The 10,819-nt window shown below is 53.8% G+C and carries 12 protein-coding genes; 6 read left to right on the top strand and 6 right to left on the bottom strand.

Going from position 1 to position 10,819, the window contains the following annotated elements; genetic code table 11:
* A partial coding sequence (locus tag VEI96_04565) for a hypothetical protein (protein HXX57251.1) occupies positions 1–209 on the top strand: 209 nt, incomplete at its 5' end.
* A gap of 287 nt (positions 210–496) precedes the next feature.
* On the opposite strand, the gene VEI96_04560 is transcribed toward VEI96_04565, so the two are convergent.
* Both VEI96_04560 and VEI96_04555 read right to left on the bottom strand, forming a co-directional pair.
* Entirely contained in the window at positions 497–733 is a 237-nt protein-coding gene (locus VEI96_04560) for a YMGG-like glycine zipper-containing protein (GenBank protein HXX57250.1), read from the bottom strand.
* 34 nt (positions 734–767) lie between these two features.
* Positions 768–1,229, bottom strand: a complete 462-nt coding sequence (locus VEI96_04555; GenBank protein ID HXX57249.1) for a hypothetical protein — start codon at positions 1,227–1,229, stop codon at positions 768–770.
* 192 nt (positions 1,230–1,421) lie between these two features.
* On the opposite strand from VEI96_04555, the gene VEI96_04550 reads away from it, so the two are divergent.
* From VEI96_04550 to VEI96_04530, 5 genes are read left to right on the top strand one after another with little or no spacing between them, the layout of a single operon-like run.
* Positions 1,422–2,348 carry a Ppx/GppA phosphatase family protein gene (locus tag VEI96_04550; protein ID HXX57248.1) on the top strand — a complete coding sequence of 309 codons (927 nt, stop codon included), beginning with the start codon at positions 1,422–1,424 and terminating at the stop codon, positions 2,346–2,348.
* Complete coding sequence (locus tag VEI96_04545) at positions 2,332–3,081, top strand: thiamine pyrophosphate-dependent enzyme (GenBank protein HXX57247.1); 750 nt, start codon at positions 2,332–2,334, stop codon at positions 3,079–3,081. Before VEI96_04550 ends, VEI96_04545 begins: the two co-directional genes overlap by 17 nt.
* Positions 3,074–3,637: a 2-oxoacid:acceptor oxidoreductase family protein gene (locus VEI96_04540; GenBank protein HXX57246.1), complete on the top strand. Its 564-nt coding sequence runs from the start codon at positions 3,074–3,076 to the stop codon at positions 3,635–3,637. The genes VEI96_04545 and VEI96_04540 overlap by 8 nt, the downstream gene beginning before the upstream one ends.
* Positions 3,612–4,073: an N-acetyltransferase gene (locus tag VEI96_04535; GenBank protein ID HXX57245.1), complete on the top strand. Its 462-nt coding sequence runs from the start codon at positions 3,612–3,614 to the stop codon at positions 4,071–4,073. The genes VEI96_04540 and VEI96_04535 overlap by 26 nt, the downstream gene beginning before the upstream one ends.
* A 58-nt stretch (positions 4,074–4,131) precedes the next feature.
* Positions 4,132–5,163, top strand: a complete 1,032-nt coding sequence (locus tag VEI96_04530; GenBank protein ID HXX57244.1) for a TIGR00730 family Rossman fold protein — start codon at positions 4,132–4,134, stop codon at positions 5,161–5,163.
* 35 nt (positions 5,164–5,198) lie between these two features.
* Here VEI96_04530 and VEI96_04525 read toward each other — a convergent pair whose 3' ends face one another.
* The 4 genes from VEI96_04525 to VEI96_04510 form a co-directional block, all read right to left on the bottom strand.
* On the bottom strand, positions 5,199–5,663 hold the full coding sequence (locus VEI96_04525; protein HXX57243.1) for a CHRD domain-containing protein: 465 nt from the start codon (positions 5,661–5,663) through the stop codon (positions 5,199–5,201).
* A 365-nt stretch (positions 5,664–6,028) separates the two neighbouring features.
* Positions 6,029–6,538: a hypothetical protein gene (locus VEI96_04520; protein ID HXX57242.1), complete on the bottom strand. Its 510-nt coding sequence runs from the start codon at positions 6,536–6,538 to the stop codon at positions 6,029–6,031.
* Between the two features lie 9 nt (positions 6,539–6,547).
* Complete coding sequence (gene bamA / locus VEI96_04515) at positions 6,548–9,250, bottom strand: outer membrane protein assembly factor BamA (protein ID HXX57241.1); 2,703 nt, start codon at positions 9,248–9,250, stop codon at positions 6,548–6,550.
* Between the two features lie 17 nt (positions 9,251–9,267).
* Positions 9,268–10,819 (bottom strand): translocation/assembly module TamB domain-containing protein (locus tag VEI96_04510; protein ID HXX57240.1); only part of this gene is annotated, 1,552 nt, incomplete at its 5' end.

Below are 10,819 nucleotides of genomic sequence, written 5' to 3'. Positions count from 1 at the left end.
CATTTGGCTGGATGGTGGCCGCACCGTTTATCGGTCTCGCATTTGTCATTGCTTTGCCTTTTGCGTTTCTGGCTGTCATCGGTATGTCTGCACTTCATAATATCGTGGGTGCACCACACAGAGGCCTGTTCTTCGGATGGCGGCCTATGAAGGCTTATCTGACCGGCGGAAAGAAAGGAAAGGGCGAGAAGAAGGAGGAGGGACAATGATGCATGTGCTTCTCAAATTTCACTTCCGGTACCAGAAAGGGAAATTGTCATTCTAACGAGTATTACTTTCGGAACTGTTCACTTCCAACAACGCAGCTCGGATAAAGATTAGTCTGTGGAGTCGGGAGCTGACAGTATCCAATCCCTGAGATAGTGAATGATCGTGTCCATCGTGTTTTGCCTGTTTTCGGCACGGATTGGTTCTTGACCGGCGCGCCGTTATCCTCCCCAACCCTCCGTATAGCTCCCACTCGGTAAGGGCTCAGGAACCCTGCTGCTCATGCCCCCTAGTGGTAATGATGCTCGCCGTGCTCGCCGATGATGTATCCCGTGACCCCCCCTATGCCGGCGCCGACAACTGCTCCGACCGCAGGGCTTCCCCCGGCGAATGCGCCAACGACTGCCCCGCCCGCAGCGCCAATGGCAGCCCCGCTCAAAGTCGTTTGTTGTGTTCTGCTCATTCCGGAACACCCAGACGCAACAAGCAAAATAAGACCAACAAATATGATCGCTGCGCGTTTCATCTCTTTTCTCCTTTCCTCTTATAACGTCGGATCTCTAGTTCAGTGGTCGACCGGCTATGCCGGTCTTTATATAAGGCTTGATCGACGTAGCCCAGAGCACGCTCATCACAGGCATTTCTATCTGATCCGGATTCGTGGCGTAAAACTTATCTATCCGAGCTATAACGTCATTCATGGGGGTACCAGCCATTCCTTCAAGGACCTTTGCCTCAAAACCATCCCTCTTCAGCTCCGGGTACTTTTCTGCCAGGTGCTGTTCAATGGCGATTACGTGTCCGAACCCCCATATAAATGCCACTTTAGAATCCGGGGTCATCTGTTGCCAAAGACCTCCTTTCAGAACTGGCATTCCCATGGTTGCTTCAAGATTTTTTTCAATATCTTTTCGCGCGGCTTTTTGGCCGGGGCTCGCTTCCTCAGTTCGCACATCAAACGGCCAGGCCATGCATCCAAATAAAAAAACAATTGCAAAACATATCCTCACCCATTTCTCCATGATATCCCTCCCATGCTTCGTTATTAATCTTTAACCTCAGTATACCTCGCTTTAGTCTGAAGTCAACGTGCGTAGAGCTTTCATGTGCGTAGAGCTTTCACGGTTCGTTACATCGAGTAGCAGCATCTCCACGTTATGGAAGCCCTAGGATCGGAAGACCCGCATGTCGCCTATGGTAGAATAAAAATACCTATGCCATCTGCCGCCATCGATGTCGGATCAAACACGCTCAGGCTCCTCATCGGGTCCGTCACGGGCGATAAGGTCTCACGCTTGTATACCGACCGCGTTATTACGAGACTGGCTGAAAGGCTCGGCGAGACAGGAAGGCTCGGTGAAGAGAATATGAAAAGATCCCTGTCGGCCCTGAAGTCCTTTGCGGGTTCCATGAGCCGCTTCGGAGTGCGAGACGTCAAGGCGGTCGGTACGAGCGCGCTCAGAGATGCAGAGAACAGCGAGGCGTTCATAGCCGCGGCATATGCCGAAAGCGGCATCAGGATCGAGGTCGTCTCAGGCAGACGTGAGGCTGAACTGACCTCACGAGGAGTACTTGCCGGGTTCCACCATTCCACGGGTGCGTCCCTCATCATTGACATCGGCGGGGGAAGCACTGAATGGATAGTTCAGGACGCAGAGGTTTTCTGCCAAACCGTGCCGCTGGGCGTAGTAGGTCTTGCGGAGAACTTTCTGAAGACAGACCCGCCGGCTGCGGCGGAGATAGCAGCTCTTGTCGGAACGATCGACATGTCTCTGCGATCGGATGGGTGGGATATCCCGACAGGGACTCGTCAGTTCGAGAGACTCGTCGGAACAGGAGGCACGATCACGACACTCGCATCGATAGACCTCGGCCTGAAAAAGTACGATCATGAGGCCGTGCATATGCGCCGTCTTACCCGTTCACGGTTATATCGGATAAGAGATCGGCTCATCGTTCTTACCCTCAAGGAACGACAGGATATTGCCGGTCTCGAAGCAGGTCGCGCTGACTTGATTATCCCGGGCGTTCTGCTTACAATGAGAGTTATGGAAAATTTCGGTTTCACCGAGATCACCGCAAGCGACTCCGGGTTGCTCGAAGGCCTATTGAAGGAGATTGACGATGAAAAAGGTCTTTGAGAGACCGAAGAGCCTGAAAGATACTCCCTTCAGGTACTGCCCCGGCTGCGGACACAGTCTCATCCACCGGCTTATCGCCGAGTCGATAGACAGACTGGATCTGCGGGAGCGGGTAATCGGGATAGCGCCGGTTGGCTGCGCTGTCTTCGCTTACGATTACTTTAATTTCGATATGCTCGAAGTTGCTCACGGCAGACCCCCTGCGGCAGCTACCGCGATGAAGCGGGTATTGCCTGACCGGATCATCTTCTCTTACCAGGGAGACGGCGATCTCGCCGCCATCGGAACGGCTGAGGTAATTCACGCCGCTGCTCGCGGGGAAAACATATCGATCTTCTTTGTCAACAACGCCACGTACGGGATGACGGGGGGGCAGATGGCCCCGACAACCCTCCTCGGCCAGAAGACAACCACGACGCCGTCCGGGAGGGAAGCCGCCCACGCAGGCTACCCGCTCCGTGTCGCGGAGATGCTCGCGACGATAGAAGGCGCCTCATTCATCGCACGGACATCCGTAGATTCACCGAAAAACCTCCTCATAACAAGGTCCCTTATCGACAGGGCATTCAGAAACCAGATAGAGGGGAAGGGGTTCAGCCTCGTGGAGATCCTCTCGCCCTGTCCGACAGACTGGGGAATGTTGCCGGAAGACTCGGTGAACTGGATTCGTTCCAGCCTCATGCCCATATTCAAACTCGGCATACTGAAGGACCGACAAGCCTCAGATGGGTGAAGTAAAAATTATTGTTGCCGGGTTCGGAGGTCAGGGTATCCTTTTTCTCGGACGGCTCATCACGTATGGGGGGATGATCGGCGGCAAGGAAGTGACTTGTTTCCCGTCTTACGGCGCGGAAATGCGCGGTGGGACGGCTAATTGCACGGCGATCATCTCCGATGAGATGATCGGTTCCCCCATTGTGAGAAACCCCGACATCCTGATAGCCATGAATGAAGCGTCGCTGAAGAGATTCCAGCCGCTCATCAGGCCCAAGGGCATCCTCATATTCGAATCCTCCCTCATCAAGTCGCCTGAACTCAGGCCTGACATCAGTTCCATCGGAGTCCCCGCCACCGAAATCGCCTCGGCATCTCGGAACTCAGGGCTGAAGTCTGCGAACATGGTGATGCTCGGTGCCCTGCTCTCTGCAACAGGACTGCTCAGTGAAGAGTCTGCCATAAAAGCGCTGGAGGCCCTGACGCCGCTGAAAAGAAAGAAGACCCTCCCCGGAAACAAGGAGGCCATAAGGAAAGGAATAGAATACATTGCTGATACGAAAAGCAAGAATTGACGATATAAAACCCGTACACCGGCTCATCAACGAATTCGCCAAGAGGGGCCGGATGATACCCCGCGCCCTCAATGACCTCTATGAGAACATACGGGATATTTCGGTCTGCGAAGACGGGGGCGAGATAAAGGGCGTTTGCGCCCTGCACATCCTCTGGGAGGACCTCGCCGAAGTCAGGTCCCTTGCGGTGAGGCAGGATGCCCAGAGCTCCGGTATCGGCGGACGGCTCGTAAAGACCTGCGTGAAAGAGGCCGGGAAACTCGGCATTCGGAGTATCTTTGCGCTCACCTATCATCCGGATTTTTTCAAGAAATTAGGTTTCAAGGATATTGACAAGGCAAAGCTGCCCCAGAAGATCTGGGGGGAGTGTCTGCGGTGTCCGAAATTCCCCGAGTGCGACGAATCTGCGGTTATCCTCAGCCTTCCGAACTCGTGACAACACTCCGGCTGCTCCTTAACGTTCATGATGACAACGGCAAACAGGTAACGGCCCTATGAAACTCAGTTTCACGAGAACCAACGGTCCTGCAGACAGAGAGATCGATCACCTCATCGAATTGGTGGGTGGTATACATTCGCCTGAAATCGTCCGTGAGATGATTGTCGCCGCACTCAAGGCGGGTCAGGAGGAAGAAAATAAGGCGGATCTCAAGCTCATGAACTCAACATTGAAGGAGATGCGCTTCACCGCCAAGATCTTCGGCCCCTACAGGAACGTGCGAAAAATTACCGTCTTCGGTTCTGCCAGAACAGGGCCGGATGAGCCTGCTTATCGGATGGCGCGCCTCCTCGGCAGAAAAATCGCCGAGGAAGGACATATGGTGATTACCGGCGGAGGTCCCGGCATTATGCAGGCGATTAACGAGGGCGCCGGGCCGGCCCATTCCTTCGGAGTAAACATCCGTCTCCCCTTCGAGCAGAGACCGAATCCGGTACTCGAGCGAAATCCCCGTCTCATCGTATACAAGTATTTCTTCAACCGCAAGGTGGCCTTTCTCAAAGAGGCCCATGCGATCGTTCTCTTCCCCGGGGGGTTCGGCACCCTTGATGAGGCTATGGAAACCCTTACGCTCGTTCAGACGGGAAAGCGCGACCCGTTGCCGCTTCTCCTTGTTGATGCTCCTGGCGGCAGCTATTGGTCCGAATGCATTCATTTTTTTCAGGAACAGCTTCTCAGACAGGGCTACATTCAAGATTCTGATTTTTCCCTTTTCGAATGCGTCGATTCGGTTGACGATGTAATCGAGAGGATAAACCGTTTCTACCGCCGTTATCACAGCCTGAGATACGTCGAGGGGCGGCTCGTGTTACGACTCACCTCTTCGCCTGATCCCGTCTTCGTCGAGAGGCTCAAAGAAAGTTTCTCGGACATCCTCTCGCCGCAAGGCGAGATGTTCCTCTCAGGCCCCCTGCCCGCCGAAGCCGACGAGCCCGAGATATCCGCTCTGCCGAGGCTCGTCATGGACTTCGACCGCAGAGACTTCGGGAGGCTGAAAGCCCTCATCGATACGATCAACAACTCGTGACGGCGCTTTCGGCCTTCGATGACCCGCAAAGAGGTTTACTTGATCTGTCCTCTCAACTCTCCGTCAGGATACTTCTCCGTATGAACATTGAGGTAGGTATTTCCCGCCTCCATCTCCTTGACGAGATCCTTTACGGATTTCCCCATGAGTGAGCCCATAAGCTCCTTTGCGGTAATCTTACCTTCGGCGAGGGTGCCGCTGAATTTACCCGCCTTTTTGCCCTTGACATCGATCAGTGCCAGGGGCGGACCGCTCTTCCCTGCTTTCCCCATGTGGATATGGGCAGCGGTGACATTCTCGATATCGGAAACAGTCACTTTATAACTCAGTTCGTTGCCGTCCTTGCTGAGAGTAAAAGTCGCTTCACCCTTTGCCATTGTTTCAACGGCGGGGACGACTTCGCTCCCTGAAAGCATCGCCTTGAAACTCTTTTCTGCTGCGATGCCTGCAGTTGCAAGACCAAGGACCAATAGGAAGATGATCAGATGTATCTTTCTCATATTGCGTTCTCCTTTCTTTTTTTCAGGGTCTCATAGTGCCGCTTATGGCTGCTTTCTTTTGCGGCACCCCTGCCAGCAGAGCTTCCGCATCCTAATCGATAACGGAGATGTCTGCTTTTGCCTCTTCTAGTAATATTTTTTCTCTCTCTGTCATGAAAAGCAAATAGAGTGAATTAGCCATTCTTGCTGAGAAACTGCGCCCCTCTCGGGAAAAGCATGTTTTTCTTATCGATAATTCGACGTACTCCGTTGCGTTCCGCTTTCCGCGGATCCTTGAACCGGGCCTGTCCTGATACCGGTCAACGGACAGATTTCATCGTCAACGAGAACATCACGGGAAGAGAGAAAAGCAGACCCTCCGCAATCTACTCTAAAATCTGCACGTACGCCTTCGACCGCAGCTCGGCTATCTGCTTTTTCAGGCGGGCATTCGTCTCCTTCTCGGTCAGTATTTCCTCGATCTTGTCTCGCACCGAATCATAAGGGGCCCCCTTAAACTCCTCGGTGTTCTTGTCATAAAAGTCTCGTATCTCTTCCTCCTTAATCCTTATGAGCGCCTTCACCTTGAGCTCTATGTATTGATTGATGAGTTCATCATCCGTTGCCGCCTCCATTTTCAACCTCTTCGCGTCGTTCAGGATCAGCAACCGGTTGATCATAGTCGTCAGCACCTCGCTGCGGGAGATGTCCGGCTGCACCTCTTTCGTCTTTTCATAGGTTTCGTCCAGTTCGCTCAGGGTAATTGCCCTGTCATCGACAGAGCCGACGACCCGGTCAATGAGTTCCCCGCTGCTCGGAAAAGCAGAGAGCGCGAGGACGATGACTCCGATCATGCAAAAAGCCTTCGGCATTGTTATTCCCTCAGCTTCATTCATATGACACCCTCAAAATGCCTGACCTATGCTGAAGAATATCTCGCTTCTGCTCAGGCCGGGCACTGCCTTGAGTTTATACCCGTAATCGAGTCGAAGCGGTCCTATAGGGGTATTGTACCGCAGTCCCGCTCCGATGGTATGCCTGATGGACCAATCTATCTCGCTCGCCTTCTGCCAGACGTTACCGCTGTCGATAAACGTGACGATACCGAGACCTTTCCAGAGAAAGGTTCTGAGCTCAACGTTCGTCTCGATGAAGGCATTGCCCCCTGTGGGAGCAACATTAATACCGAGGGGTCCGACGGTGTCCTGAGCGTAGCCCCTCACCGTATCCCTGCCCCCGAGGAAGAACCTTTCTTCCAGGGGAAGAATCGGCGTGGAAGCCCCCCAGGCCTGTGCGACGCCGAACCTGAAGGCGAGGGCGAGGACAAGAGGCTTCGCGAGTTCATGGTAGAGGCTGCCGTTGAAGACCGCCTTCGCAAAGTTCGTCTGGGAAAGGAGCGCCTGAGATGCAAGTTTCACGGACGCTCCTGCAAGGATACCATTCCTCGGATCAAAAGGGTTGTCCCTCGTATCGTAGGTGACTCCCGGACGCAGGCTGCCGACATTGAGCCTGCCCACATCCTGAGGGGTGAGTATCATGCCGGGCTGAACGTCAAAGGTATCCCAGAGGGCATATTCATAGTAGAGCTCACCCTTGACGGCACTCGTGTAAGGCTTTTCGATTCCTATGGCAACTCCGGTCTTTCTATACCGGTACATGATCACCTTGGTATCGATATTCTTGTTTTCCTTATTGACATAGAACAGCGTCCCCTTGAACTGAAGGTGCCTGTCCAGGAACCAAGGGTCCAGGTAGTCGAGAGAAGCGAGCTTTTCGAGCGAACTATAGCCTACCTTGAGCGAGATCTGCCGGTTCATGCCGAAGAGGTTTCTGTAACCGACATTCAGGAGCCCTGTGAATTTATAATAGCTGTCGTAGCCGAAAGAGACATCGACCGTTCCCGCATCGCCTTCAGCCACGTCGATGCGGACGTCGCTCTCATGGTCATACGGGTCAAGGCCCTCGACGCGAACATCGGTAAAGAGACCGAGCTTATAAAGCTTCTGGCGCTCCTTTGCGAGCAGGCTGTAATTGAAGGGCGTCGCTTCCCTATGAATCAGTTCGCGCTCGATCACCTCTCTTTTCGTCTGCGTGTTGCCGATTATGATCGTCTTGCCAAAAAACGTTCTTTCCCCCTCCCGTATCCCGAAGGTGATCAGCGCGCCTTCCCCGGCGAACTCCACCTTGGCATCCGCCTCGACACTAAGAAATCCCTTCTCACGGTAGATATCCATGATCCGCAGCCGGGAATCCGCGATATCCACCTCATTATAGGGAGACCCTTCTTTCAATCCGATCACCTTGCGTATCTCCTCTATGGGAACCGATGCCGACCCGGTTATCTCGATCCTCTCAATTACGGTCTTTGGACCTTCTTTTACCTTTATGAAGATCTTTGCCCTGCCGTCCTCTATCGTCACCTCCGGACCTTCCAGCTCAACCTCACGATATCCCAAGGCGATATAGAATTCCCGAATCACATCCATGTCGGAAGACAAGAGGTCGGGATTATAGGGATCGCCCTCTTTTAGGGGAAGGACGTCCTTGACGTTTTCCTCAGGGAGGGTCATGCCGGAAAAGCTGAGAGTGCCGACCTTCACCCGTTCTCCTTCAAAGATAAAGAACCGGAGATCGACGATGTCCTCACCCTTCTCGACCGACTCGGATACGACGGGTGCCACTTGAGCAAAGGGATATCCCTTGTCGTGGTAGAGGGATATGATCTTTCTGTCCGCCTCATCAATGTAGTCATCCCGCACCTCTCCCGCCTCGGAGAACGGCATCTCCTTCAAAAGCTTCTTCGAACTGAAGAGACTGTTGCCTTCAAAATGGAGAGAGAGCTTCTTCCCCTTCCTGATGTCGACCTCGAGGATGCCGTCGCGGAACGTATACGTGACAAGGGGGTTCAGGTACCCGAGCTTCTTGAAATGTTCCCTGACGCGTTCTATCTCCTTCCCGATGGCTTGCCGGTCATAGATATCGCCTTCCCGTATTCGCATTATCCCCCTCGCCTCTTCTTCAGAGACGCCCCGGAAAGCAATGCCCTCAATGCGAACGGGTTCTCCCTCCTTTACCGTGACAGTCAGGTCCGACGTATAGGGCTTTACAGTCGGTGAGACTTCAACGGATACCACGGCGTTCGGAAATCCCATTACGGAAAGGTCATCCTCCAGCCGCTTCGTCGCTTCACTGAGGAGGTCCGTCCTCATGATTTCCCCTTCTTTCAGCAAGAAGGCGCGCAGTATCGTGCGCTTTGAAAGAGAGTCATTTCCCCTGATGCGAATTTTCCCGATGTGATACCGTTCCTTGACGACGACAGTCACATCCGCCCCCCTCTCATCTGCGTGTACCTCGATGTCCTCGAAGATGCCTTTCAGGAAGGCACGCTTGATTCCTATCCTGACTTCGCGCCGATCGAGGGGCTTCCCCACCTTGAAACCGAGCAGGTCAAGGAACTCCGCCTTGCTGACAGAAGAAAGACCTTCGACGGTTATCGTCTTTATCGGAACCTCTGCCGCGGTGCCCTCAGCCGGGGATGCCTCGCACCAAGCACGGGCAAGGATCAGAAGACCGAGAACGGCGAACGCAAAAGAACAGACCTTTTCCATCTTCCGACCCGGTCCTCTCATTTAAAGCCGAACCGGAATTTAATGCCCCCTCCGAGACCGCCCGCTTCATCCCTGAGGCCGATGAGAGAGACATTATTGGTTACGTCGTATTCCACCTTGATGATATACGACGATGCCGAACCGAGCGCTGTAGAATAGGCCACCGATACCCTGTCCCCGAGCCTCTTGGTGGCCGTCACCCTCGGCTCGGTCTTTCCCGTTATCTGGGAGGTATATTGCTCCACGTTGACCCTGTCGATTCCCGTGATGCTCCGTATCCTTTCCTGAGCGACGTCCTGGAACTGCCCGGAGAGAAATGTCGTCGCCGCACTCACTCCGATGCCGCCCTGAATGCCCTTCGATTCCTTCTGGAGGGTGCCTACGGTGAGGAGGCTGAGGATCTCGGTCTCCTCGAGAGACGGATTTGAAGTCAACGAGAGGTCAAAGTGGTCGAACTGACCCTCGAGGTTCAACCGTATCGTATACCCCTGTATAGATGTCTCTGCCACGATATTCATCACAGGATTGATCCTCTTCGGGTCGGAGAAATCGGCTCTCGCGCTGAGTATCTTGAACTCGTTGTTCCTGAAGTAAACGGTGCCGGTCAGCATCTCGACGCGCCCGAAGATGACCGGTTGTGCGATGTTCCCTCTCAGGAGCAGGTCGAGACTCAGGGTTGCCCTCGCGATATTGTTGTCGAGCACGACATTGTCGGTACTCTGTATCCTTATGTTGAGACTCGTCTTTTCAAAAGCTCCGATCTCGCCCCTCGGTCTTTCTTTCGCTTTGGCCTTGAGCAGCCAGCTTTGCCAGTCCACTCGCTCCCTGTAAAGGGCGTGATTGACTTTGATATCCCCGCTCAGCGACTGCGAATCCACGGTCCCCCTATAGAGAAGGGTCCCGCTGAAATTCGCCGGAAAATCCTTTGAGATATCGAGCCTGACGTTGCTCAGCACCGAATCAATATAGAATCTCTTTATTTTCAAGGCCTGGATGTAGGCGATACCCGATAGACTGATATCACCGCCGCCTGCCCTTCCCGAAAACTTCTCTATGACAACCCTGTCTTCACTCATCGTGAGAGAGCAGTTAATGGAACTGACCTGGTAGGGCATCCCTCGTATGCCGATGAGACCGTCCGAAACTGTCACGGTTCCGTTCACCCTCGGATTATCCCATGCCCCCCTGACGGAAAGATCAAAAGCAACATCTCCCTTAATCGTCTCGATCTTCTTCGAAAAGCCCTTCAACGGCGCAAGGTCCGAACTGCCTTCCATGACGAGATCGTACCCCTTGTTCGCCTCGATGCTGCCCCGCACCTTGAAGGCGGTGGTGCCGCCCCGCAGATTCATGCCGGGGAAGATCACCTTCTTGTCCTTCACCTCGAGCCGTATCTCGGAATCGCTCGAAAAGCTGTAGCCGAAAAGCGTCACGTTCAACTGATTGACGACAGCGCCGGCCGAAAAGTGATTCTTGTCCCCCGACAGATCCGCATGGCCCCTCATCGAGACGAGGAGGTCCTCCGGAACTTCCTTGAGGAACGTCTGCAGAAGAAAATCGTATCTCCCC

The organism is Thermodesulfovibrionales bacterium (genome assembly GCA_035622735.1).
Classification (GTDB): Bacteria; Nitrospirota; Thermodesulfovibrionia; order Thermodesulfovibrionales; family UBA9159; genus DASPUT01.
Note: the sequence above shows the minus strand (reverse complement) of the source record. Positions and strands in the feature narration are given on the sequence as shown.

Coding starts and splice junctions, on each gene's coding strand:
- VEI96_04560 (HXX57250.1), bottom strand. CDS start 733: ATGAAACGCGCAGCGATCATATTTGTTGGTCTTATTTTGCTTGTTGCG.
- bamA (HXX57241.1), bottom strand. CDS start 9,250: ATGGAAAAGGTCTGTTCTTTTGCGTTCGCCGTTCTCGGTCTTCTGATC.
- VEI96_04530 (HXX57244.1), top strand. CDS start 4,132: ATGAAACTCAGTTTCACGAGAACCAACGGTCCTGCAGACAGAGAGATC.
- VEI96_04520 (HXX57242.1), bottom strand. CDS start 6,538: ATGAATGAAGCTGAGGGAATAACAATGCCGAAGGCTTTTTGCATGATC.
- VEI96_04525 (HXX57243.1), bottom strand. CDS start 5,663: ATGAGAAAGATACATCTGATCATCTTCCTATTGGTCCTTGGTCTTGCA.
- VEI96_04555 (HXX57249.1), bottom strand. CDS start 1,229: ATGGAGAAATGGGTGAGGATATGTTTTGCAATTGTTTTTTTATTTGGA.
- VEI96_04540 (HXX57246.1), top strand. CDS start 3,074: ATGGGTGAAGTAAAAATTATTGTTGCCGGGTTCGGAGGTCAGGGTATC.
- VEI96_04550 (HXX57248.1), top strand. CDS start 1,422: ATGCCATCTGCCGCCATCGATGTCGGATCAAACACGCTCAGGCTCCTC.
- VEI96_04545 (HXX57247.1), top strand. CDS start 2,332: ATGAAAAAGGTCTTTGAGAGACCGAAGAGCCTGAAAGATACTCCCTTC.